The organism is Hyphomicrobium sp. 1Nfss2.1 (genome assembly GCF_965243865.1).
Lineage (GTDB): Bacteria > Pseudomonadota > Alphaproteobacteria > Rhizobiales > Hyphomicrobiaceae > Hyphomicrobium_A.
In genome coordinates, this window is sequence record NZ_OZ251603.1 from 3,399,496 (window position 1) to 3,425,087 (window position 25,592).

Consider the following 25,592-nt stretch of genomic DNA (forward strand, 5'->3'; position numbering starts at 1 on the left):
GAGGCCGGAGCGAATGCAAATGAGCTTCGGGTGAGGGGGCGCTTCGACGTCAATCGAGAAGGCTCTCGCCGCGACGGCACACAGCCACCCCCATGCTCAATAGTCCCACTCGACACCAACACCGATCTTGCTGTTCCCATCGGCACCAAGCTCGCCGCGCGCCTTCAGCGTCTTGGTGAGATCGTGGTCGATCACTACGCGGCTTGAGCTGGCGCTTGTGCCCTGCTTAACGCCCACATAAGTGCTCTCGTTGACATAGCTGCCCGCGGAGACGACGGGATTGTTCGCATCGTCCGTCGAGACATCGAACACGTCGATACCGGCGGCACTCTTCAAGCGATCCAGCGTGCTGGGTCCGCTCGACAACCCGCCGATCTTGTCGATCTCGCCGGCAAGCTGCGCCAGCTGCACCGCTGACAGCTTCGCCAAAGACTTGTTGAACAGCAGCCGCGCGATCACCTCGTCTTCAGGCAACGCGGGATCGGACGAGAACGTGAAGGTCGGCTTGGCTGCCGGTCCCGAAATCGTGACGGTTATGGTGTAGCCGTCGGCATCGGCCGCTGCTTCCATGTCGAGCATCGGCTGCACGCTGCCGTTGAAGTAGATGCGCCCGCGCTTGAAATCGAGTTCGCGGCCGAGGATCGACAGGCGCCCGCGCTCCATCACGAATGCGCCGTCGGCGCGCGGCGCGTTGGTCGTACCCTGCACGTGCAGCGCGCCGCCCAGTTGCGCGTCGAGACCGCGGCCACGTACGAAGATGCGGTTGGCCGCATCGAGGCGCACATCGAGCCGCCCGTTCACCGCCGGTGCGCTGCGCTGCTCTTGTGCCTTGCTGGCCGCCCGCGCGGCATAGCTGCCGGCGGGCGCATTTACGTGCTTGATGTCGAGTGAGGTGATCGAGCCCGGCAGCTGGCTGGGAACCGTCACGTCGAGGCGCTTCAGTCCGATGTTCCCTCGGGCGAGCAGCGCATCCAGAGGCCCACTCACGGCAAGATCGGCGTCGAGTTCGCCCGATATGAGCTGCTGATCGTCGAACTTCAACCCGACGAGTTTCAGTTCTAGATCTGTGGTGATGGCGCCATTCTGGCCGATCAGCACGCTGCCACCGCTGGTGAATGTGCCACCGCGCACGCTCGTACCCTGCAAGCGCTCGATCGTCAGCCCGTTGCGCGTGAAATTCGCCGCGCCGTTGATGGCCGCAAGTTTCAGCCCGCCGCCCGGATCGTTCAACGCGGCATTCTCTATGCGTATCGTCCCGGCAACCCGCGGATCGGCGAGCGCACCGGTGACATCGGCTGCAACGTAAGCCGTCCCGCTGGCGCTCGCAGCCCGGTCACCGAGCGCGCCATTGGCAAGCACGAGCGGAATGGTGCCGTTGACTTTGACGGCAATGGCACCCTTGGCGCCGATCCCCGCGCGCCCCACTGCTTTCGCCGACAGCCCTCCCGCCCCGCTGACCGTGACTTCGCCGGTAGCGTCCTCACCAGCGAGGCGCGCCCGTGCATCGACCCTCAGCGGCGGAAGGCTTTGCGCACGCATTGCGGCAGCCGATGCCCCGGTCCAGGCAACGGCCGCGTCAGCCTTCGGTGTCTTGAAGGATCCACCGATCTTGACGGTGCCGTCGATGTGCCCCTCGAGTCCAAGTGTGGAATCGAAAGCATTTGCGAGCCCGGCTGGTAGCTGCTTCAGCGCAATCGATAGATCCATCGCGTCCGGTGCAATTGTGCCCGCGATCTCGGTGCGCCCCTTGTCCGTCTTGATTACGAGCCGGTCGATCTTCACTGCGTCGTTAGCCATCGTCACCGTTGCGCGCTGATCGATCAGCGCGGAAAGGCCTTCCTTGCGCAGGCTAGCCGACGCCACGCTCACCGTGAGTGTCGACTCTTTGCGCGCAGCCTCTGCACTCACCGTTGCCGCGAAGTCATTCACCCGCGCCGACGCTTTGATCGCGGTGCCATCCTTCGCGGGCACCGCATCAATCTGTGCATCGCGCAACTTAATGCCCGCGTCGTCGAAGCTGGCTAGCCGCACCTGTCCCGTAATGCGCAAGGCCTGCATGTAATCGACCAGCGTAGCGCGCGCGGAGAGACCCTGCAGCTTCTTCTCGGCGATGCGCAGAGCCGGCGCCTCCGCCTGCAACGTGGCGACCGCAACGCCGCCATTGTCCGTCAGCTCAACGTCGGCCTTGGCGCTCCCCGCCATCGGCACACCGGCGAGCGGCGCGAGGTCACCAAGCCGCGGCACGGAGATGACAAGGCGTCCGTTCGGAGCGCCATTGGGCGGCAAATGCAAACTACCGCCCACCTGGGCCGATGCCAGCGTCAGTTTCAAATCGTCGATTTTCAGCCCACTTGCCTCGGCGAAGGCAATCGCAGCGCCGCCATCGATCGGCTTGCCGCCGACATCGCCGCCAATATCGAGCCGGCCCGCGTGAGCGTCGAGCGGACCGCGCCCGGAGAACGTCAGCCTCGGCGCATTGAGCTTCGCGCCGTTGACGCGCACATCATCGCCGCTGATCGAAACCTTGGAGATGAGGTTATCTCCCGCACCGGAAACATCGATTTGCAACGCCGCCGAGCCGCCGAGAGCATCGGCAACTTTTGCAAGGTCGCGCACGTTCGCGCGCACCGCCAGCGCCAGCGACGAGCCACTGAAGCGCGCGCGCACCAGCGCATCCGCCGCATCGGCCTTGAAGGCGAGATCGTCGACCTGGATATCGCCGCCCTTCACGCGCGCCAGCCGGCCGTTGATCCGCGCCGTGCCCGCCAGTAGCCGGTCGGCGGCGTCCGCTCCCAACTTTAGATCGCGGCTGCTGCCCTCGATGACGAGCGCAAAGTCATCACCGTCAAATCCCGCCTCCCCCGATGCGCGCAGCGCCACAGCACCAGCCAATGGACGTCCCGCCAGCGACGCCAGCGAGCCAAGGTCGGCAACGTTGAGATCGGCTGAGCCAGCGATGCGCCGGCCACTCACCGTTGCGCTGGCATCGACGATAGCTCCCGCTAGCGCTGCGCGGAGCTTCGCAATCGTCAGCACGCCCGACTTCGCTTGCCCCAACAGCGTCAGCGCCGCCGTTGTCGGCGTGTCGCTGCCTCCCGGCGGCAACACACCCTCGGCCGTCGCCGACCCTTCGATCTTTGCTGCATCGAACGCCATTCGGCCAGCCGCGTCCGTTTGCTCGGCGCGCGCCGACAGCTTCAGCGAAGCAACCGAACCGACCGACCCTCCCAGGCCCTCAGCATCGACTTCGGCGTGCACTACGCGGCTTTCCGCATCAGGCGCAACAATCTTGGCCGCGAGACTGCGCAACGTAACGTGCGCATCGCCGAGCGCGAATTCCACCGGCGCGCCGTCCTGCCGCGCCAGCTGCACCGCGGCTCGCCCATGCACATACGGCCGCGCCAGATCAATCGCGCCGCTGGCCGACACAGCAATAGCCGCGCTCGACAGTGTGAACTCGTCGAGCCGGAAGCGATCGTTCTCAGACCACACGCCTCTCAAAGTGCCGACAGTCTTGCCATCGAGAACGCCGGCCAGCGTCGCCGGCACCACGCGTGCCAGATACCCTTCGAGGTGCGATGTGAGCTTGTGCCCGTCCGCTACGCGGTCGACGCTGACCGTGCCGGCGGCGAAGCGCTGCTCCGACGCAAGAAGCGCCCACTCCGCCCGCCATCTATCGCGCGGTCCCGAGCCGGAGAAGTGCACGCCCATCGGCGGTCGGTCTGGAACTTCTAACACATGCGCGATCAATCCATCGGCCGGCTCCTGCCCGTCGATGACGAGATCGACAACATCGCTATCAGGGTGGTATCCGAACCGGGCCTGAAGCCGAGCGCCCGGTTGGTCAAGCCGTAGCACGGCCAGTTGCGCAGAAAGCCCGCGCACAGGATCGGCGAGATCGGCGCTGGCCGTCACGCGCAGCCGCGCCGTCATTCCGGCCACTGGCTCCTCGATGATCAGTTCGCGCACCTCCGCGCGCCCGAGCGTCACCGGAATGAGCGTCGGCGCACCACCGCCCGCATCCCCACTGTCGGCACTGGCGCTGCTGCTCACCGGCTGTCTCAGCACGCGCACCGTGCCGATGTCGATGGTGTCCACCGCGACGCGCCCCACGAGCAACTGCGCGGGCTGCCATGAAATATGCAGCGCGTGCATCTCCAGCCATGACCCGTTGCGGTCGCTCAGCACGATACGATCGATGCGGCCATCGCCGAATAGTGATCCTTCGAGCGAACCGATCTCCAGCCGGCTGTCTGCGTCGGACGCAACATAGCTCGCCAGCGACAGCGCAAGGCGTTGGCCGGCGGACGTCGCCAGCAGGCCGGTCGTGGCCAAGAAGACAACCAGCAGTGCCAGTCCGCTCCTCGCCAGCCATTTGCGCGCGCGCCGCATCAAAAGGCCTGCCCCAATCCGAGATAGACGCCGACTTTCGGTTGCCCTTGCGTGTGCGTCGTCGGCGCCGCGACGTCGATGCGGATCGGACCTAGCGATGTGTAGTAACGCAGCCCCAGCCCCGCGCCGATGTAGACGTTGTCGTTGAAGCCCGGCAGGCTGTCGGGCGAGACCGTCGCCATGTCGACGAATGGCACGAGGCCGAAGCTCTCGAACAGCCGCATGCGCAGTTCTGCTGATGCACCGAGCATGGACAGACCGCCCACGACCGACCCGTTATAGGTCGGGCCAAGGCTCCGATACTCGTAGCCGCGAACGGAGCCGCCGCCGCCGGCAAAATAGCGATACGTCGCCGGGGTGCCTTCCAGCGAGGTGCCGAAGTCGCTGCCGGCGATGATGCGCCCCGCGAGCACGAACCGCCCATCCTCGTCCAGCGGAGCATAGCTTGCGATGCGAAGGTTAGCCGCGCCAAACGCCGAGCCATCCGACAGCTCCGCCACCGGATCGAACTGCATGAGTGCGTTGACGCCGTGGCTCGGATCCATCCGGTTGTCGCGTGTATCGTAGGCGAGTTCGCCCGGCAGGCTCAGCAGCGTGTAATTGGCGTCACCGAATGCATCCTCAATGCGCGACTGCGAACCTGACAGCGCCAGCGATCCGGAAAGACTGCGATCAAACCGGTGTGCCAATCCGATCTTGCCATTGCCGCCGAGGCTCTCGTACGTGTCGGGACGTTCGCGAATGATGCGCAGCTCGCCGAAGAAATCGGTGTCGATGTCGAGCACGCCCGGCTTGGTCAGCACTGCCCCCGCATCGAACTGAACCTGCTCCAGTCCATCGCCACCGATCTGCGACACCGTCGCGTCGATCTTCAGCCGCTCGCCCTCGCCGAATAGATTGCGATGGCCCCAATAGGCTTGCACTTCGGCGCCATCGACCGTTGAGGCGGACACTGTCGCGCCGAAAAAGCGCGGCTTGCGCTCCGTCACCTCGACGGTGATCGGTATGCCGCCGTCATCATCCACCGCATCGCCTTCGACGATGCGCACGCTTTCGATACTCTCGATCTTGCGCAGGCGATCGCGCGTAGTCTTCAAGTCTGAAGTGCTGAAGCGCTGACCCGGCTGCAGCGCCGTCTGCCGCGCAATACTGCCGGTTTCCAACGTCGAGGTGCCGGTCACGTTGATCCAGCCGTAGACCGCAGGCGATCCCGGCGCCACCACCAACCGGACATCGACCACTGAGCGCGCATGGTCGGCGACGATCTCCTTTTCGGCGATCTCAGCGAGCGGATAGCCGCTGGCGCGCCACGCCTCGACCAGCTTGTCGATGGCGCTCGTGATCAGTTCCGCTTTCGCTGGCTTGCCCGCCACCAGCGCATACTGCTCCGGTTGTGTCGCCGGTGCGTCCACGGTTTGCGTCGTCTGGCCGACGCTCACGTTGCCGAAGCTGAAGCGAGGCCCTGGCTTCACATGCACCGAAACATCGATTGGCGCGCCACCCGGCGCTGATGGCAGTTCCTCGGGCCGCACCTGATCCAGTGGCTTACCGGCGACGCGGATATCCACCTCGCCACCATAGTAGGCCTCCGAGTAGAGGCCTCCGATGACTCGGTCGACATCGCCGCGCGCACGCGCCAGCAACGCCGCACCGTCCGCAGCGCCCTGCTTCGTCTGGCTGACCAGTACTGAGATCGACGAGAGCAGCGTTTTCAGCGCCTCGTCTTCCCCGTCGACGGCGACGCTCACCTGATACTTCAGCGCGCCGACGGCATCGGAATCGGAATTCGACAGGAACGGCAGATCGAGCACGTCGGCAATGGCCGCACCCGCGGAGCACGACACCAGGGCGCCACAGATACCGAGCAACGGAACAAGTTTGGTAACGGCTCTCAAAGCTTCGCTTTCGGATGTGGTGCCAAAATTTGTTACGCCACGCCGAACAGCGGATCGGACCTCCGTACAGAAGAAGCTGCGCTGGCCCAAAACCAACGCGAATCTCTAGGCTTCATGTTGAGCGAGTTGGCTGGGGGACACAACCCTGCGGGGCGGACAAAAGCTCCCCTGCGCAGCCCCTCGAGCGATGCTGTGGATCAATCATTCCGCTCCTCTTCGCCGCACTGGGCGTGGCCCAGAAGCAACTCCGTCGCTGGTATCCCTGCGCGGATCAGGAACGAGCGACGGGAGAAGGGGGAGCCGGGCGTTGCAAGAGTTCGGTAGGTGGGAGTTCGTCTAGTGTACTGCGTACGTGTGTTTGGAGTCGGCCTCGCCCTGGTGGCGGGCTGTATGGCGCTGGGCGGCTGTGTCGTCGGCCCTGACTACATGCAGCCGGCCATGCCGCTGCCGAATCAATGGGCGACCACTCAGGGTCCCGCGCGCCCACCCGAGTTGTCGCACTGGTGGCGGCGCTTCGGCGACCCTCTCCTGAATGCGTTGATTGAAGAGGGCATCAACCACAACCTTGACGTGGCGGCCGCGAAGGCGCGCATCCGCGAGGCCCGCGCGACCTATCGTCAGGCGGTGGGCGGCCTGCTTCCATTTGCCGACGCCGGCGGCGAAGTAACGCGCTCCAAGTCGGCATCCGGATCGAGCTCAGGCGGAGCGCAATATTATACGCAGTATCAGGCGGGCTTTGACGCGAGCTGGGAAGCCGACATCTTCGGCGCCAACAAGCGCGCCATCGAAGCCGCGGCCTACGGCCTCGATGCCTCCAAGGAAGACCTGCGCGCCACCCAGCTCACGCTCATCGGTGACATCGCCTCTAACTACATCGCCTTGCGCGGCTATCAGACCCGCATAGCCCTGGCGCGCCGCACGGCCGCCTCGCAGAGGGAAACGGCAGCTCTGACGCAGCGCCAGCTTGACGCTGGAAGCGCATCGTCGGTTGACGTCGCCCGCGCTGTCGGTCTTGCGGCCTCCACTGAGGCCAACGTCCCCGCCCTCGAAACATCCTACGCCGAGACCGTCCATCGCCTCAGCGTGCTGACGGGCCGCGCGCCCGGCGCTCTTGCCGGCCGCTTGAAACAGGCCCGCGAAATACCGCAACCCAAGGCACTACCATCCGCTGGCGTTCCCGCCGACGTGCTCATCACGCGTCCCGATGTCCGCCTCGCCGAGCGCCAGTACGCGCAAGCGACGGCCAAGATCGGTCAGGCGGAAGCCGCACGCTACCCTGGCGTCAGCCTCACCGGCAATATCGCGACTACAGCACTTAGTATCGGTGACATAGGCAAAGCCTCCACCATCGGCTGGTCGTTCGGCCCGTCGCTTTCTGTTCCGATATTCCAGGGCGGACAGCTTCGCGCCGCCGTCGACATCGCGAGGGCGCAACGCGATCAGTACTTCCTCGCCTACCATTCCGTAGTGCTCGAGGCGCTGGAAGACGTCGAGAACTCGGCTGTCGCGCTGGGTCGTGAGCGTCAGAGGAACCGTAAGCTCGCATCGGCCGCGGCGTCGTATCGCGAAGCGTCCAAACTGTCGCAGCAACTCTACCAGGGTGGCTCGTCGGATTTTCTCGACGTGCTCGATGCTGAACGCTCGGCTTATTCGGCCGAGGATGCTCTTCTCGTCAGCCGCGCTGCAATCGCCACTGACTACATCGCACTGATGAAGGCTCTTGGCGGCGGCTGGGACGGCGAGGTTGATGCTGGGCATCCCACAGTCGTCGACGCCAACACCGGCCCGCACTTTTGGCGTCCGGCAGGGGGCGCGTAAATGTCTAAGTCTTATCGTGCTCCCATCTGGCGGTGGATCGTGCGCCTCAGCCTCTTCGTCGTCGTGCTAGGTGCTGCGGGCTATTTTTACTTCGGCGCCCGTTCATCGCCCGCTTCCCGCTCGCTCTCGACAGCGGCGGTGACGCGTGGAGACGTCGAGATGACCGTTCTCGCCACCGGCACCTTGAAGCCGGTCAAGCTGGTCGCCGTTGGCGCGCAGGTGTCCGGCCGCGTCACCTCCGTCAAGGTGAAGCCCGGTCAGCAGGTCACCAGCGGAGAGCTCGTCGCCGAGATCGATTCCATCACTCAGGAGAACGCTCTGCGCACCGCTAAAGCGACCCTCGCCAACGTCAAGGCGCAGAAGGAGGAAAAGGAAGCCAGCCTCGACTTGGCCATCCGCACCTATACGAGACAGAAGAACATGATCGCCCAGCGGGCTGTTTCGCAGGCAGACTACGAGAGCGCCGAGGCAACGGTGGCGACCACCAGAGCGCAGATCGACGCGCTCGCCGCGCAGATCATCGCCGCGGAGGTGGCAGTTGCCACGGCGCAAGCCAACCTCGGTTACACCAAGATCACTGCCCCCATCGATGGCACGGTTCTGTCGGTCGTCACGCAAGAGGGCCAGACCGTCAACGCCGTACAATCGGCACCGACGATCATCATCCTCGGTGAGCTGGAAACGATGACTGTCCGCGCAGAGATCTCCGAAGCCGACATCGTCAAGGTGAAAGCTGGACAACGCATCTTCTTCACCATCATTGGTGACCCGGACTCTCGCTACGAGGCGAGCCTGGAGCAGATCGAGCCCGCGCCAGAAACGATCAAGAGCGATAGCAGTTTCAGTTCGTCGAGCAGCAGCTCGTCGACCACGTCGTCCAGCAGTTCAGCGATCTACTATATCGGCGTGTTCAATGTTCCCAACCCTGGTCATCGTCTGCGGACCTACATGACGGCGGAGGTGCATATTATCCTCGGCGAGGCCACCAACGTGCTCACAGTGTCGTCTGCCGCGCTCGGTCGCAAGAACGGTGAGGGGCGCTACGCGGTGCGCGTCGTCGATCACGCGGGTACCATTTCGGAGCGCCTCGTCGAGATCGGCCTCAACAACAAGGTCACCGCCGAGGTGACGTCGGGTCTCGAAGGAGGCGAGCGCGTCGTCATCGCCGAAGCCAGCGCGCAGGCGTCTTCCTCCACATCATCTCGCCCGCCCGGGCCACCGATGGGATTCTAATGAGCGCCGAGCCAATCATCGCTTTGCACGGTGTCAGCCGGGAATATATCTCGGGCGACACCGTCATCGCCGCGCTGAGCGACGTCTCCATCACCATCGCGCCGGGCGAACTGGTGGCCATCATCGGCGCGTCAGGGTCCGGAAAGTCGACGCTGATGAACGTCCTCGGCTGCCTGGACCGGCCGACATCCGGCAGCTATCGCATTGCCGGTCGCGAGACCTCATCACTCGAGGCAGACGAGCTGGCGGCATTGCGCCGCGAGCACTTCGGCTTCATCTTCCAGCGCTATCACCTGCTGCCTGAGCTGAGCGCCCTTGGCAACGTCGAGGTGCCGGCGGTGTACGCCGGCGTCGCACAAAGCGAGCGCCGATCACGCGCCAAGGGGTTGCTCGGGCGGCTCGGTATGTCCGCGCGCGAGGAACACCGTCCCGGCCAGTTGTCCGGCGGACAACAGCAACGCGTCTCTATCGCCCGCGCGCTGATCAACGATGCCGACGTCATCCTCGCCGACGAGCCGACAGGTGCACTCGACAGTCAGAGCGGCAAGGAAGTTCTGCAAATCCTGCGCAAGCTGCACAACGAGGGCCGCACCGTCATCATCGTAACGCACGATCCCTCGGTTGCGCGCAACGCGGAGCGCATTATCGAGCTGAGCGACGGCAAGGTCGTATCGGATGGTCCCACTGGAGAGGTGCGAACGTCCGTCAAAACTGAGCCGCAAGACCGCAAGACACGTGGTGGCGCGGGCGTCGGTGCAATTGCCAATCGGCTGCGCCAGGCGTTTATCATGGCGATGCGTGCCCTCCAGGCGCACCGGCTGCGTACGCTGCTGACGATGCTCGGCATCATCATCGGCATCGCATCCGTCGTATGCGTCGTGGCCTTGGGTGCGGGATCGCAACAGCGCGTGCTGGAAAACATCAGCAGCCTCGGTACCAACACGCTGGAGATATTCGCCGGCCGGAATTTCGGCGACACGCGCTCGGGAAAGATCACGACACTGGTAGTGAAAGACGCCGACGAGCTTGCCAAGCAACCGTACGCGGCCGCCGTGACACCAACGGTCTCGACGTCAAGCACGGTCCGCTTCGCCGAGAACGAATCGTCAGCTCAGGTGAACGGCGTCGGCGCGGCGTACTTCGCTGCCCGTGGCGCTCAGCTCGCCATGGGACGGCTTTTCGATGCCGATAGTGTGCGCACCCGCGCACAAGAGGTTGTCATCGACGACAACACGCGCAAAGCGCTGTTCGCCGATTTCCCCAACGGCGGAGTAGGGGAGGTAATCCTGATCGGTCAGGTTCCCTGCCGCATCATCGGCGTGATCCGGCCTCAGCAGGGTGGCTTTGGCTCTAGCCAGAATCTCTCACTCTATTTGCCCTATACGACGGTTCAGACCCGCATTCTCGGCACCACGTCGCTGCGCAGCATCACCTTGCGCGTTGAGGATGACGTCTCCCCCAATGTGGCCGAACAGGCAGTCACCGCATTCCTGACGCAGCGGCACGGCACCAAAGACTTCTTCATCATCAATACCGACGACATCCGCCAGACCATCACCAGCACCACTCAGACCATGACCCTCCTGGTGGCCGCCATCGCCGTGATCTCGCTGATCGTCGGCGGCATCGGTGTGATGAACATCATGCTCGTATCGGTGTCCGAGCGCGTGCCCGAAATCGGGGTGCGGATGGCTGTCGGAGCGCGTCAGGGAGACATTCTGCAGCAATTCTTGATCGAGGCAGTGCTCGTGTGCGTCATGGGCGGACTGCTGGGCATTGCGCTCGCGTTGGGCTTCGGTGTCATCTTCAGCTCGCTCACCACCAACTTTGCGCTGGTATACTCGCCCGCGTCGATCATCGTCGCGGTGCTGTGCTCCAGTTTGATCGGTGTGGTGTTCGGCTATTTGCCCGCGCGCAACGCGTCTCGCCTCGACCCGGTCGTCGCTCTCGCCCGCACCTAAAAGGTGTCGCCGGTTAGTCCTGACGTGGGCGGGAAGCGTCGTGCCCACCCATGAGAGCACGTGGCGTCAAACTTTACGGGGCCGGCGCACTGGTGCTCGATGTCTCGATGCTAACCTCGCCGGGCGCCTCGTCCTCGAGCAACCAGAGGAAGCTTGCTGCCTGAAATTCCAGAAACGCCTCCGCCCCGCTCCAGGAAAGATGCCCGTTGTCGACGATGAGCGGCTTTTCATCCCTCGTTATCTGACACTTCCCACCAGGGCACACGAACGCGATTGAATCGACGAAGCGTACGTATGGATGCTTGGCCGCGACATTCTCCAGCGCAGCGCTCACCGCGCCAGAAATCTCTAAGGATCGCTCGTTGGCTTCAGCGCACGCCGCATCAGAACGGCTGGCACCCCGCGCACGATAGACGCATTCAGCCACGAGGTGCCGGAACGAGGGGTGAGGGCCGACCAGCAGAATCTTCGACGCGCCTCGGCTGCGCATCTGCGCGAGCGCAAAGTCCGCTTCGCGAGCTATTCGAGCGATCGCATCCTTCTCGGGAATTGGTGACCTTTCGCCCTGGGGCGCGATCTTGTCGAGATACTGCGGCCAGTTCGCGACCACCACAGCGCGATCCACCACGGTCTCCGTTTGGCCAAGCCACGCGAACAGGGCGTTCCTGAACGCCGCGCAGCCCTGCTGCCCGTAATCGAGGATGTCGGAGTTGGCGACGGGTGGACAGCCCGCGTGCCAGAGCAACTGCGGCGAGAAGCCCCGCGCGCGCGCAAACGCGGCAGCGGGGGGATAGGCGACCATCGCGTAGGAATCGCCGATGAACGTCATCGATCCACGACCCGAGGCTCTGCATTCACCGAGTACGTCAGTGATGCCTTTCTCGCCGTGGCGCGCGCATTCAGCCGGACGTTCCACCAGCCGGACCTGCATCGCCTGGATCTCCGGAGATTTCGCGCGCCCTTTGAATGTGTAGTTCGCCGAAACGCTGAAGACCAGCACGGCTCCCACCGGCACAAGTGCCAGGGGAAAACGCCATTGTCGCTTCCGGATCGGCCTTTCAACCAGGAAGTAGCTGGCCACCGCCAGCAGAAGGCCGATCGCAGCCATCAAGCTGTCGAGTGCAAGGTCGGCCTCGCCCGACCGCGTGATGCGACCGAGCGAGATCAACGGCCAGTGCCACAGGTACCAGCCGTAAGAGAGCACGCCGATCGCCGCGAGTGGGCGCAGCGATAGTACGCGCGCATAAAGTCCGTGCGGATCGGCCAGCCCGGATGCGAGCGCCATCACAGCCCCGACCACCGGCAGCAGAGCGAAGTACGAAGGATATGGCTGCTCGCTCACAAAGACCGCGGCTGTAGCGATCAATGCCACACCCAAAAAGCCGAGGCTCGCAATCAGAACTTTGGATTGGGAGGCAAGACGCGCGGCAATGAACCCGACGGCTCCTCCGGCAACGAACTCCCAGGCTCGAAACGGCATGATGAAGAATGTCATGCTTTGATCGCGCGCCGCGAAGGCGATGCACCCGGCCAGCGAAGCGGCCGCCGCCAGCCCAGCCAGCGCGATGGCGAATTTGCGCGGCAGATATCGCCAGCCGAAAAATATCACCACGGGAGCAATGACGTAGAACTGCTCCTCCACCGACAATGACCACGTGTGCAGCATCGGCTGCGCGTCTGAGGCGACATCGAAGTAGCCCTGACGATTATAGAAGAAGTGGTTCGACACCATCAGCGCAGATGCCTGCGCCGATTTAGCGAAATTCACGAGTTCGTCCGAAAATAGCAGCGCGTTCCACGCCAGAAGCGACGTGCCTGCCAGCATGGCGAGATATGCCGGAACGATCCGCCGGATGCGTCGTGCCCAGAACTCGGCAAACGAGAATTGTCCGCTCACCACATCGCGCTGAATGAGCGAAATGATCAGGTATCCGGATATGACGAAGAAGACATCGACCCCGATGAAGCCACCGCCAAAGCCCGGAACTCCGGCGTGATAGGCGACAACCGTTATGATCGAGACAGCCCGAAGACCATCGATGAAACTATGGTAGCCGCCGGGAGCAACTCTCGGCGCACCGCCCAAACCCCGACCCACCTAAACTGACCCCGCGCCGCAAAAAACCACTGTTATGCAAAATACGAAGTAAGGTTAGATGGGGTGCGGAGCGCCGGTCAATTATTAAGGAACGGCGGCAGGTTGGCATTCGCAGCTAAGAGGCAATCGCAGGTTAGTTTTGCGGCTGGGTGTGGCGCGGGCGTATCAGTGAGCGCGTGGGTCTCTTGGCACCCTCCGCCACCGCACACCAGCGGTGTGCGACCCCAAATTCCAGTGATGGGAATATTGCAGCGTCCGTTTCCGGCCGATCGGGACAGGTCATCCGCCGCGTCGATCACGTCGACTGCAGTGCGCCGATCGTCATTTGCAGCGACGATCACCGCTTCCTCAGGTGAAGCTTCAGCGCGGCAATCCCGGCGACCGCCTGTCGATGCAGATCCACCATCACCGCTCCGAGCATTAGGTGGTCGTGCGCGGCACTGGCGTCGCCCGCTCTCCACCGCAGAAATACCATACCGGGACAGTAGACAATGCAACCTCTGCCCGTATAGTGGCGGCTGCTCCAAGCCGTGCGCCGCTTGGGCTTATCTTCACGGGGGAAGCACGCGCCTTGGAGCTGCTCGAAACGTACTTGGTCCCGCTTGCCACCGCAGCGGGCGTTTTGCTTTTTGTCTGCGGCGTCGCGCTGCTGCGCTTGTCGTGGCTCGGCAAGCGACCGGGCAACCTGCCGTACCTGATCTCCGGTTGGATGCTGATCGCTGGCGCTTTCTGGGCATTTTTCCGAGCCTGGGACGTTGAAGTCGGCATCGCCTACGGGTTGATCGTTCTGGCTCTGGCGGCCTACGGCATCATCATTCTGCGGCGGGAAATTCGCGCCCCCAAGGTTCAGCGCGCGCGCGAAGCAGCACTGGAGCCGGAAGAGCGCCCCACCAATTGGCCCCGCGCGATAGCCAAGGCCCTGCTGTCCATCGTGTTGGCTGGGATCGCCGCCATCGGTGTGGGCGTCGCCTTCGCCGTCGCCATGCCATTGGCGACGCATGATCGCATCGTTGTCGGTGGACTACTGGTTCCCGTGCTCTGGGGAGCGGGGATGGCCTGGACACTCAGCGATTCGAAGCTGCTGCGCGCCACGCTGCTGCTCGTCGGTATCTCCGCCGTCGGCTACGCTGTCGCCTTCCTGCCGAAGGTGCTCGCCTGATGCATGCCCCGCTCGAAAATGCGCGCTCACGTAAGCGCCAGTTCCTGCCCCCGCAGTTCGTGCGCGCGATGCTCGCTGGACATTCGGCCCTCGGCCTCGCATTCGCGGCGCTCATCTACATCGTGTGTATCACCGGCACCGTCAGCGTCTTCATGTTCGAGCTGCAGCGTTGGGAGCAGCCCGATATCGCGCCGATCGACCGGCCACTGACAGCTGATGAGGTTGGGGCTGCCATCAATGCGGGCTACGCTCAGGCGGTTGCCGACAAAGCAGCGCACGATATGTTCGTCATGGGACCGAGCCCGCGAGCCGCTCACAATCGCCTCATGGTCAACTACCACGACCATGAGTCAGGAGCCGAGGGACGCTGGCTCGCAAGCCCATCCGGCGAACTCATCGCCCGCGCGCACGCACCGTGGACCGAGTTCATCACCGAGCTGCATACCAGTCTCCATCTGCCGCGCACCTGGGGCTTCTTTCTCGTCGGACTGACCGGCGTCGCGCTGCTGTCCTCGCTCATTTCGGGAATCCTCTCGCATCCCCGCATCCTAAAGGACGCCTTCTATCTGCGCCGCGGCGGTTCATGGCGATTGCAGGAAGCCGATCTGCATAATCGCCTTGGCGTGTGGGGACTGCCGTTTCATTTCGTCGTCTCTCTTAGCGGCGCGCTGCTCGGGCTTTCGGTGCTGATCGTCGGCGTGCTGGCGCTGGCAGCCTATGACGGCGACTCTGAAAAGGCCTTCGCGGCCATCCTGGGCCCGCGTGCAAGTGCTGACGAGACACCCGCGCCAGTACCCGACGTCGCCGCCATGATGCGCAGCGTGGAGATGCGCCAGCCCGGCGCCCAATTCACCAGCGCCCGCATCGACCATGTCGGTGAAGCGGGGCAGGTGGTTCACCTAGGGATGCGGTCACCGGGCCACTTGGCATTGGCCAACACCTATTACTTCAAGGGTGATGGCACACCGCTCGGCGATGGCGGTCTTGAACGCGGCGGCATCGGCCAGCGGATCCTCGGCCTGCTGCAACCCCTGCACTTCGGCTGGTTCGGCGGGCTGCCGATCAAGCTCGCCTACGGCTTCTTGGGGCTCGCCCTCAGTGTCATCACCTTTACTGGTGTCACCATCTGGCTGGCCCGCAAGCGCGACAAGGGCACGCCCGTGCCGCGCTGGGAGAAAATCTGGATGGGCATCGGATGGGGCCAGCCATTGGCGTTGTCAGTATCGGCAATAGCTGCGCTCTATGGCAGTGACGCCGTCATTCTTTATGCCTATCTGGCGACGGCCACGCTCGCGCTGCTGGTTGCGATGATCGCCGCCGACATGCATGCGGCCGGCCGCATCCTCCGGCTGACATGCGCGCTCGCGCTGCTGCTCTTGGTTGTCGTCTATCTCACAGCCTGGGCAGCACGCATCGTCGATCCTCTCGCCTGGGCTTTGACGGCGGTGCTGGCGTTCATCGCCATGCTGACGGCGATCCCGGCGCTGAAGCGCAGCGAAGCCCGGGCGAGCATGCTCGTACCCGCGGCGACCGAAGGCTGAGGTCCGGCGGAATCGCTGGCAACGGTCGCCGCTTCGTTTGGAGATGCAACTAAGCATCGATCGCTTGCACGCAAATTGCATCGCTCCAGCCGATTGTTGCATTTGTCAGCAATCCGACATTGCGCGCGTCACTTCGACATCCGGGAGGCAACGCACCTTCGGCGCCGAGCGCGCCATCGTCATCGTTTGCGATCACACCGGCGAACCGATTCTGCGTCGGCAGTTCTGCATGACTTCTCTGCACTGAGCGCAGGGCGGCAAAACGAGAACGGCAGCCGTGGTCGCGCGGCGAGATGACGCCCGGGCTTTACCGGCCTCCGGCATTTATGTTGCACCGCAGTGGTCGGCCCCGTCTCGGCGGGCGGGCGCGAGGCACGAACTCCACAATCGGGACTAAATTCATGGCTCTCATCAATACCAAGATCAAACCGTTCAAAGCGAAGGCCTACAAGCAGGGCAAATTCATCGACGTCTCCGACGTCGACATCGCGGGAAAATGGGCGGTCTTCTTCTTCTATCCCGCCGACTTCACGTTCGTCTGCCCTACCGAGCTTGGCGACTTGGCCGATCATGATGCCGAGCTGAAAAAGCTGGGCGTCGAGGTGTTCTCTGTTTCGACAGATACGCACTTCACCCACAAAGCTTGGCACGACAGCTCCGAGACCATCGGCAAGATCAAGTACGCGATGATCGGCGACCCCACCGGCGCCATCACGCGCAACTTCGATGTCATGCGCGAAGGCGAGGGTCTTGCTGATCGCGGCACCTTCGTCGTCGACCCCGATGGCGTCATTCAGATCATGGAGGTCACTGCCGAAGGTGTTGGCCGTGACGCCCTGGAACTCGTGCGCAAGATCAAGGCGGCCCAGTACGTCCGCAGCCATCCTGGCGAGGTCTGCCCGGCGAAGTGGAAGGAAGGCGAGAAGACCTTGGCGCCTTCACTCGAGCTCGTCGGCAAGATCTGACGCCATGCTTCCGGTCCCCGCGCTCATCGCGGCGCGGGGATCACCGACCCTGAATCCGCCAGCCACTAGCGATGGAAGCTCCCCGTGCTTGATGCATCTCTGAAGACCCAGCTCAAGGCTTACCTCGAGCGTCTTACCCGACCTGTCATCATCACCGCCTCGCCGTCCGACACGCCCAAGTCGGCCGAGATGATCGAGCTTCTGCGCGAGATCGCCGAACTGTCCGACAAAATCACATTGAAAGAGGATGGCAGCGACGCACGTCGTCCCTCGTTCTCGTTGACAAGCCCGGGCGAGACGATCGGGCTCACTTTCGCGGGCCTTCCCATGGGCCACGAGTTCACCTCGCTCGTCCTCGCACTGCTGCAAGTCGGCGGTCATCCTCCGAAGGCAGAGCCGGCGGTTCTCGACCAGATCCGCAGCCTTAAGGGCGACTTCTCCTTCGAGACCTATTTCTCGCAGTCATGCCAGAACTGCCCCGACGTCGTTCAGGCACTCAACCTCATGGCCGTGCTGAACCCGGCCGTGCGCCACGTCGCTATCGACGGCACCGACTTCCAGGACGAGGTCGAAGCGCGCCAGATCATGAGCGTGCCGGCCATCTACCTCAACGGCCAGTTGTTCGGACAGGGGCGCATGGGCCTTGAGGAGATTCTGGCAAAGCTCGACACCTCGGCAGCCGAGAAGGAAGCAGCCCGTCTCGACGCCAAAGGGATATTCGACATTCTGGTCGTTGGCGGCGGACCCGCCGGCGCCGCCGCGGCGATCTACGCCGCGCGCAAAGGCATTCGCACCGGCATCGTCGCCGAGCGCTTCGGCGGCCAGGTGCTCGACACCATGTCGATCGAAAACCTGATCTCCGTCCCTCATACCGACGGCCCTAAGCTCGTGCAGGCGCTCGAAGCGCACGTGCGCGAATACGACGTCGACATCATGAACCTTCAGAAGGCGAAGGCACTCACGCGCAAGGGCGACTACGTAGAGGTCGCGCTGGAAAGCGGAGCCACTCTGAAGGCGCGCTCCGTGATACTCTCCACCGGTGCGCGCTGGCGCCAGATGGACGTGCGCGGCGAGGAGGAGCATCGCAACAAGGGCGTCACCTATTGCCCGCACTGCGACGGCCCGCTGTTCAAGGGCAGGCGCGTCGCCGTAATCGGCGGCGGCAACTCCGGTGTCGAAGCGGCCATCGATCTTGCCGGCATTGCCAGCCACGTCACGCTGATCGAGTTCGAGACGAACCTGCGCGCTGATGACGTGCTGCAGCGCAAGCTCAAGAGCCTCGGCAACGTGGATATCGCAGTGTCAGCCCAGACCACCGAGGTGGCGGGCGACGGCAGCCGCGTCACCGGCCTCAATGTCAAGCAGCGCACCACCGGCAAGGAACGCCAACTCGCGGTTGATGGCGTCTTCGTGCAGATCGGCCTCCTGCCGAACACAGACTGGCTGAAGGGAACGATCGATCTGACATCGCGCGGCGAGGTCATCGTCAACGACCACGGCGCGACGTCGCTAGAGGGCGTCTTCGCCGCCGGCGACTGCACCACGGTGCCGTATAAGCAGATCGTGATTGCGATGGGTGATGGCGCCAAGGCTTCGCTCGCCGCCTTCGACTATCTCATCCGCGCAACCGCTCCTGCGAAGTCGGAAGCTGAAGCCGCCTGACACGCTGTCAAACTTCAGAGGCGTTCTCAGTTTCCTGCGGTGGCCCTCAGCCATGCGCGCAATCGCGCAGTGCGGGAAGTCGTGCTGCAAGATTTTGCCGCGCGAGAGTTGCTTGTTGGGAGAGGCCAACCGCCGCGCTGTAGCGTGAAGGCTACAGTGGCCGAGCAACTGGACGCAAAACGCGCTCAGAAACAATAAAACTATACTAGCGCTATCCACATTCGTGGCACTAAGCACGTAGTCCCTGTCACTTGTGATCTATGAACGGGGGCAAGCGTTGGTTTGGTTTGCGTTTGGGGGCGTAAATGCGTTTGTGTGCGTATGCGTGCGCCGCAGCTTGTGCGGTTGCGGCAATAACGGCTTTGGATTCGGTAGCAGTCGCCCAGGAGGCGCCGGCACCTTCGGAACCGATTGCCGAGGCGACACCCTTGCCGGCTGTCGTCGTCGAGACGCAACAGGCCGCTAAGCCGAAGACCAAGGCGAAGAAGAAATCCAAGTCCGCCACCGCGGCAGCACAGCCGGCGCAGTCGGCACCGCAACAGCAACAGCAGCAGCCGACGGGCCCCGGCAACTCGAACGCGAGCGATAAGTCGGCCTACGGCCCCGTGCGCGACTACGCAGCCAAGAACACGGCGACGGGCACCAAGACCGACACGCCGCTGAAGGAAGTCCCGCAGTCGATCTCCGTCGTCGGCGCCGAGCAAATCCGCGACATGGGCGCCAAGTCTCAGCAAGAGGTATTGCGCTATGTGCCCGGCGTCATAGCCGACGCGTACGGCAATGACGGACGCACCGACAGCAGCTTCATTCGCGGTACCGAGGCTGCAGAGTTCCTCGACGGTATGAAGCGCACCTTCGACTACTACACCTACAATTACCGCATCGATCCCTATTTCATGGAGCGCGTCGAGGTGTTGCGCGGTCCCGCGTCGGTGCTGTACGGCCAGGCTCCTGTCGGGGGCATCGTCAATTCCGTCTCCAAGCGCCCGCAGACTGAGCAAGGCGGCGAGATCACCGTCGAGTACGGCACCTTCGACTTCAAGCAGGTCAAGTTCGACCTGACGGGGCCGATCACCTCCGATGGCAAATGGTCCTACCGCTTCGTCGGCGAGGCGCGCGATGCTGGCACTCAGGTGGACTATGTCGACGACGACCGCTATGCGATCGCACCGGCGATCACTTATCGCCCCGACAGCAACACCACGATTACCGTGCTCGGTCACTTCCGTCGCGATCGGGCAGGGACGGTGTCTCAGTTCTACCCGAACGTTGGCACGCTCTACCCCAATGTGAGCGGATACCGCATCTCACAAGATCGCTTCGTCGGCGAGCCGGACGATTACTACAATACCGACGCCTCGTCGGGCACGGCGCTCGTCGAGCACAAAATTGCGCCATGGCTTAAGTTGCAGCACTCATCGCGCTACAGCGACATTAGCAACTACTACCTGGGCACATATCCCGATGGCACAAGCTACGACGCTGACCAAGTGACGATGACCCGCTATCGGTGGCATTCTATCACTGATACGCGCGTCTACAGCCAGGACACGAACCTCGAGGCCAAGTTCGCCACAGGGATGCTGCAGCACAAAGTGCTCGGCGGTGTCGACTACTCGAACTTTAAGGCGACCCAAGCCTCCAACTCGGCCGTTGATCTTAACCCCTTCAACGTCTATGCGCCCCAGTACGGACAGGCCCAATGGCTTGCATTCGACTGCGGAGGAGACATTTACGTTGCCTGCTCCCCGGTTACCACCGCCGCAAAGCAGACCGGCCTCTATGCTCAGGACCAGATGCGCTACGGCAACTGGATCGGCATCGTCGGGGTGCGCAAGGATTGGCTCGACATCGATTGGAACGATTACACGATCCCGCAGGTCGTCAGCCAGAAGGACGATGCCGTCTCGTATCGCGCGGGCCTGATGTACGAGTTCGCGTCCGGCTTCACGCCCTATGTGAGCTATGGAGAATCTTTCGTTCCGACGCTCGCCCCCTCGCTCAACGGTCCGCTCAAACCGCAAATTGGACGCATGTACGAGGCGGGCTTCAAATACCAGCCCACTGGCGCAAACTTCGCTATCAACAGTGCGATCTATGATATCGAGCAAAGCAACCGCGTCGTCCCGGATCAGGACCCCAATTACAATGTTCAGATCGGCCCCGTCGCGATTAAGGGCTTCGAGTTCGAACTCACCGGCAAGCTGACGCAAAATCTCAAGGTGGTCGGCGGCTACGCCTATACTAAGGCGCAGTACGCAGACGGCAGCGAGCTCGACGGCAATCAGATCGAGTCCATTCCCCTGCATACAGCATCGCTGTGGGGCGTATGGGAGTTCGACCAGCCGTATCTCAAAGGTTGGTCTGCGGGAGCGGGCATACGCTACATCGGCGTCTCATGGGACGAAACCAACACGATTCGCACTCCGGCCGTCACGCTGTTCGACGCTATGGTCGCGTACGACACAGAGCACTGGCGCTGGCAGATCACCGGCTCCAATCTGGAGGATAAGGAGTACGAGTCGACCTGTATTGCACGTGGCGACTGCTTCCTCGGCCAAGCCCGCACCATCATCACCGGCCTCACCTACAAATACTGATCCGCACGATAAGGACTTCCGCTGCTGGACTGTGGCGGAAGGCCTTTTCTCAGTTGCACGCAGTCGCAAAAACCGGATAACTCCCGTCAGGTTTATTCGACTCTGACACCAGCTTGATATGGGGGACTATGCGCAACGCATTCGTCGTTGTTCATCGTTGGGCGGGATTGTTCACGGCGGTGTTTCTGTTCGTCGCTGGCGTGACCGGCGCCGTCATCTCGTGGGATCACGAGCTTGACGAGTGGTTGAACCCTCATCTCTTCGACGCCCGCATCACCGATCCGCAAGCCAAGCCGCTTCCGGCGCTGCAGCTGGTCGAAAAACTCGAGGCGGTCGATCCGAAAGCCAAGGTCACTTACTTCACGCTGGCCACTGAGCCAGGCCACACAGCCGAGTTCTCGGTCGAGCCGCGGCTCGATCCTGCTACCGGGCAGTTGCACGCTCTCGACTACAACCAGGTCTTTCTCGAGCCCTCGACCGGCGAGATCGTGGGCAAACGCTATTGGGGCCAGATCTCGCTCGATTCCGAAAATCTGCTGCCGTTCCTCTACAAGCTGCACTACTCCATGCACATCCCGGAATTCAACAACATCGATCGTTGGGGAGTCTGGTTCATGGGCATCGTCGGCATCGTCTGGCTGTTCGACTGCTTCGTCGGCTTCTACCTCACGCTGCCGCGCGCCAGTCGGCGCAACGTTTCCGTCGCGGGCGCGGCCGTCAGCGATGCGACGCTCGACGATCTGGAGGCAGGGCCACGCCGGCGCTCATGGTGGCACCGATGGAAGCCGGCCTGGCAGATCAAACTGAACGCCAGCGCCTATCGCATCAATTTCGATGTCCACCGTGCCTTCGGCCTTTGGCTGTGGCTGATGCTTTTCATCGTCGCCTTCACGTCGGTGTCGATGAACCTGGGCAACGAGGTCGTCCGCCCGATCTTGAGGAGCATCTCCTCACTGACGCCGGACGCTTTCGACGACCGCACGCCGGCGCCGCTGAACGAGCCGATCACCCCGAAGGTGTCGTATGCGGCCGCCATCGACTTGGCGCGCGCTGAAGCCTTGAAGCGCAATTGGACGGAGCCCGCAGGCGGCGCATTTTATGGTGCCCAGTACGGCCTATACGCCATTCTATTCTTTGCCCCCGGCGAGGAGCACGGCAACGGCGGCATGCAGAAGATGCTGTTCGTCGACGGAAACGACGGTGCCATCGTCGGCGGCCGCATTCCGTGGGAGGGAACCGCAGCTGACATCTTCATGCAGATGCAATTCCCGCTTCACTCCGGCCGCATAGCGGGCCTGCCAGGTCGCGTCGTGCTGTCCATCATGGGCATCGTCGTCGCCATCCTTTCGGCGACCGGCGTCGTCATCTGGTTCAAGAAGCGCGCCGCTCGCACAACAGCCAAGCGGCGCGCTGCCATCGCCCGCTAGACCTACAAGTCCTGCGGACGCTGCGCGATCTCGCTGCGCCCGCAGACAGCGTAACGGCTGCCCGCTCAGTTCATATGCCAGCCATGGCTGACAATGATCGACTCGCCGGTCAACGCGTTGGTCTTGAACGCGGCCAGCAGCAGCGCCACCTCGGCGATGTCCGACACCATCGTGAACTGCTTGTCGACGGTCTCGCCCAGCATCACCTCCTTCACCACGCGTTCCTCGGTGATGCCGAGTTCGTGCGCCTGCTCTGGGATCTGCTTGTCGACCAGCGGCGTGCGCACGAAGCCCGGGCAGATGACGTTTGAACGAACGCCGTGCTGCGCCCCTTCCTTCGCCATCACCCGGGCAAAGCCCAAGATGCCGTGCTTGGCGGCGACGTAAGCGGACTTGAGCGGCGAGGCCTCATGGCTGTGCACTGAACCCATGTAGATGAGCGCGCCCGAACCCTGCTTGTACATGTGCTTGACGCACGCCTTCGTCGTCAGGAACGCGCCGTCGAGATGGATGGCAAGTAGCTTCTTCCAGTCGGAGAACGGGAAGTCCTCGATCGGATGCACGATCTGGATGCCCGCGTTCGACACGAGAATGTCCACGCCGCCGAATGCCTTCACCGTCGCTTCGACGCCGGCGTTGACCTCGTCCTCCTTGGTGACGTCCATCGCAACCGCAATAGCCGTCTTCTCATTGCCGAGTTCGCGTGCCGCCGCCGTTGCTGCATCGAGGTTGAGGTCGGCGATGACGACGCGGCCCCCCGCCTCGACATAGCGCTTGGCAATGCCGTTGCCGATTCCGCTCGCTGCGCCGGTGATCAGCGCAATCTTGCCGTCAAGCTTCATTGGATGGCTCCAATCAGGGTTTCAGATAGTCGTAGACAACCTTGCCGAGCCCGAGCGTGAGGTCGGCGACGATGTGGGTCGCGGAAACGATCTCGCGCACGGGCAGGTCAGCCACCGGCGCCAGTGCATGCGGGCGAAGGTCGAGCGCCGCAGGCCCGGTCCAGGCACCTTTCACCGCCACGTCTTCCAGCCGATAGTCGACCAGCTCCAGGATGCGCGGGCTGCCATCGACGTGCGGGATGATTTTCAGAAGATAGTTCGGCTTCACCAGTGAGGCGGCAACCGCGTCGAGATCGAGAGCCTTGTGCTTGTAGCCCATTGTCCCGGTCGCAACGCGGATCGGCCCATAATCCAGCGTGCCGATCAGCGTGTCGGTGACGACGCCGAGCGTCGGGTTGGCATACTTCTTTGGGAAGCCCCACAACTCGCGCCCGCCCAGGATCGGCGGCCCGTCGTTGAGAAACATCGCGTGCGAGTAGCTCCCCTCGACGCCGTTGAACTTCACCGGGATCACCTGCCCCGTCTCGCAGTAATCGCCGAAGCCGGTCGAATCCGGCATGCGGATGAACTCGTACTTCACCAGCGGCTCATCGAACGTCAGCGGCTCGGGAACCACCCGCTCCAGCGCCTCGCGATCCGTTCGATACGTGATGATCAGGAACTCACGATTGACGAAGCGATATGGGCCCGGCGGATATGCAGGGCTCGTCAGCGGCATGGCGAACGCGCTTCTACGGACATCGTCGATCTTCATGCGCTTTTCCTCACTTCGCTAGCATCGAGGTTCCGCGTACAGTCGAGAACCTTGACGCCTTGCTTCGGCGGCTCGCGATTGATCCATTCTGGATGACGCAGCGTGTTCTCGACATCGAGGCGCCCGTTGCGCCAATGTGAATCGACCGAATAGCGCGAGAACTCGTAATCGTTGGAGTGGCTCGAATAGGCTGCGCGACGATGGATGAGATGCACGATCGTGATCGCCGCATCGCATCCAAGTTCCGACAAAAGCTTCCAGTCGAGCGTCGCCTTCACGTCTTCAGGAAGGGTACGATCGAGCCTGCGGATTGCGCGCCTGACGCTCTGCATGCGCCGGAACATGTCGGTGTTGAGACGCGTCCGGCTCGAATAGCGGATGTCCTTCTCGCGCTGGGCAACATCCAGCAGTGTCTTGGGTAGGGGGCCGCGTGCGCTGAACAGATCGACCTGGAAGATGCACATGTCTTCGCGCGGTCCAGCGTAGTCGAGCACGTACTGCAGCGGCGTGTTCGACACCAGACCGCCATCCCAGTAGAGCTCGCCCTCGATAGTGATGGCCGGCAGCCCCGGAGGCAGAGCACCGCTGGCCATCACGTGCTCAGGTGTGATGGTGTCACCCTTGCCGGTGTCGAAGTAGCGCATATTGCCGGTATGAACTTCCACCGCGCCGACGCTGAATCGCGTTGCACCCGAGTTCAGATAGTCGAAGTCGACCAGATCCAGCAGCGTCTCGTGCAGCGGACGCGTGTCGTAGATGCTCACGGCATCAGGCTCCGCCTGCGGCAGCACCAGCGGGGAGGGCACGCGCGGCTCGAAAAAACCTGGAACACCGGTAGAGGCAACCAGAGCTGCGCTCGCTTCGACAAAGAAGCGGCGCGAAATGTCGTCTTCCAAGATCGGCGGCATCAGCAGTCGGCTAGATACCAGCTCCCAGAATTGCCGCAGCCGCTCGACGCGGCGCTCGGGCGGATTACCTGCGATAATCGATGCGTTGAGCGCGCCAATCGAGATGCCAGCCACCCAATCGGGCGCCAACGAACCCTCCGCCAACGCCTCGTAGGCACCGGCCTGATAAGCCCCTAGGGCTCCGCCACCCTGAAGGACTAGGACGTTCTTCTCATTGCGGCTCAAGCTGGGACTCCGAAACACATATCGTCAACCAGTGGCTAAGGCTGAGCGAAGTGTGCCCCAGAGGGGTTTTCCGAGTTCTTTAGATTGGGTGCGGCAATGCGAACCGTCCGCC

15 protein-coding genes are annotated in these 25,592 nt (G+C 63.1%); 9 read left to right on the plus strand and 6 right to left on the minus strand.

Annotated features, from left to right (window positions below; translation table 11 throughout):
- Positions 1–96: 96 nt before the first annotated feature.
- Together ACP15D_RS16605 and ACP15D_RS16610 are read right to left on the minus strand one after the other, a co-directional pair.
- Positions 97–4,392 carry a translocation/assembly module TamB domain-containing protein gene (locus ACP15D_RS16605; protein WP_424958539.1) on the minus strand — a complete coding sequence of 1,432 codons (4,296 nt, stop codon included), beginning with the start codon at positions 4,390–4,392 and terminating at the stop codon, positions 97–99.
- Positions 4,392–6,236 (minus strand): autotransporter assembly complex protein TamA, encoded by a 1,845-nt coding sequence (locus ACP15D_RS16610; protein ID WP_424958540.1) that lies wholly within the window; start codon positions 6,234–6,236, stop codon positions 4,392–4,394. Before ACP15D_RS16610 ends, ACP15D_RS16605 begins: the two co-directional genes overlap by 1 nt.
- A 441-nt stretch (positions 6,237–6,677) precedes the next feature.
- Here ACP15D_RS16610 and ACP15D_RS16615 point away from each other — a divergent pair, with 441 nt between their 5' ends.
- The 3 genes from ACP15D_RS16615 to ACP15D_RS16625 are packed head-to-tail and all read left to right on the plus strand — an operon-like array spanning position 6,678 to position 11,299.
- Complete coding sequence (locus ACP15D_RS16615) at positions 6,678–8,105, plus strand: efflux transporter outer membrane subunit (RefSeq protein WP_424959258.1); 1,428 nt, start codon at positions 6,678–6,680, stop codon at positions 8,103–8,105.
- A complete protein-coding gene (locus ACP15D_RS16620; protein ID WP_424958541.1) occupies positions 8,106–9,338 on the plus strand; it encodes an efflux RND transporter periplasmic adaptor subunit in 1,233 nt (410 codons plus the stop codon). It abuts the gene before it with no gap.
- Positions 9,338–11,299 carry a MacB family efflux pump subunit gene (locus ACP15D_RS16625; RefSeq protein WP_424958542.1) on the plus strand — a complete coding sequence of 654 codons (1,962 nt, stop codon included), beginning with the start codon at positions 9,338–9,340 and terminating at the stop codon, positions 11,297–11,299. The genes ACP15D_RS16620 and ACP15D_RS16625 overlap by 1 nt, the downstream gene beginning before the upstream one ends.
- A gap of 73 nt (positions 11,300–11,372) precedes the next feature.
- Here ACP15D_RS16625 and ACP15D_RS16630 read toward each other — a convergent pair whose 3' ends face one another.
- Complete coding sequence (locus ACP15D_RS16630; protein WP_424958543.1) at positions 11,373–13,385, minus strand: acyltransferase family protein; 2,013 nt, start codon at positions 13,383–13,385, stop codon at positions 11,373–11,375.
- 583 nt (positions 13,386–13,968) lie between these two features.
- Between ACP15D_RS16630 and ACP15D_RS16635 the strand changes: the two genes are divergently transcribed.
- From ACP15D_RS16635 to ACP15D_RS16660, 6 genes are all read left to right on the plus strand, one after another.
- Entirely contained in the window at positions 13,969–14,556 is a 588-nt protein-coding gene (locus tag ACP15D_RS16635) for a hypothetical protein (protein ID WP_424958544.1), read from the plus strand.
- On the plus strand, positions 14,556–16,097 hold the full coding sequence (locus tag ACP15D_RS16640) for a PepSY-associated TM helix domain-containing protein (protein ID WP_424958545.1): 1,542 nt from the start codon (positions 14,556–14,558) through the stop codon (positions 16,095–16,097). Before ACP15D_RS16635 ends, ACP15D_RS16640 begins: the two co-directional genes overlap by 1 nt.
- Positions 16,098–16,498: 401 nt before the next feature.
- On the plus strand, positions 16,499–17,062 hold the full coding sequence (gene ahpC, locus ACP15D_RS16645) for an alkyl hydroperoxide reductase subunit C (RefSeq protein WP_424958546.1): 564 nt from the start codon (positions 16,499–16,501) through the stop codon (positions 17,060–17,062).
- A gap of 84 nt (positions 17,063–17,146) precedes the next feature.
- Complete coding sequence (ahpF, locus tag ACP15D_RS16650) at positions 17,147–18,724, plus strand: alkyl hydroperoxide reductase subunit F (RefSeq protein WP_424958547.1); 1,578 nt, start codon at positions 17,147–17,149, stop codon at positions 18,722–18,724.
- A gap of 305 nt (positions 18,725–19,029) precedes the next feature.
- Positions 19,030–21,324 (plus strand): TonB-dependent siderophore receptor, encoded by a 2,295-nt coding sequence (locus ACP15D_RS16655; protein ID WP_424958548.1) that lies wholly within the window; start codon positions 19,030–19,032, stop codon positions 21,322–21,324.
- 128 nt (positions 21,325–21,452) lie between these two features.
- Positions 21,453–22,751 carry a PepSY-associated TM helix domain-containing protein gene (locus tag ACP15D_RS16660; RefSeq protein ID WP_424958549.1) on the plus strand — a complete coding sequence of 433 codons (1,299 nt, stop codon included), beginning with the start codon at positions 21,453–21,455 and terminating at the stop codon, positions 22,749–22,751.
- A gap of 65 nt (positions 22,752–22,816) precedes the next feature.
- On the opposite strand, the gene ACP15D_RS16665 is transcribed toward ACP15D_RS16660, so the two are convergent.
- Genes ACP15D_RS16665 through ACP15D_RS16675 form a run of 3 tightly spaced genes read right to left on the minus strand, consistent with a single transcriptional unit; the run spans position 22,817 to position 25,480 of the window.
- Positions 22,817–23,593 carry a 3-hydroxybutyrate dehydrogenase gene (locus ACP15D_RS16665; RefSeq protein WP_424958550.1) on the minus strand — a complete coding sequence of 259 codons (777 nt, stop codon included), beginning with the start codon at positions 23,591–23,593 and terminating at the stop codon, positions 22,817–22,819.
- A gap of 13 nt (positions 23,594–23,606) precedes the next feature.
- Positions 23,607–24,347 carry an acetoacetate decarboxylase gene (locus ACP15D_RS16670; RefSeq protein ID WP_424958551.1) on the minus strand — a complete coding sequence of 247 codons (741 nt, stop codon included), beginning with the start codon at positions 24,345–24,347 and terminating at the stop codon, positions 23,607–23,609.
- Positions 24,344–25,480, minus strand: a complete 1,137-nt coding sequence (locus ACP15D_RS16675) for a DUF3734 domain-containing protein (protein ID WP_424958552.1) — start codon at positions 25,478–25,480, stop codon at positions 24,344–24,346. The genes ACP15D_RS16670 and ACP15D_RS16675 overlap by 4 nt, the downstream gene beginning before the upstream one ends.
- Positions 25,481–25,592: the final 112 nt, after the last annotated feature.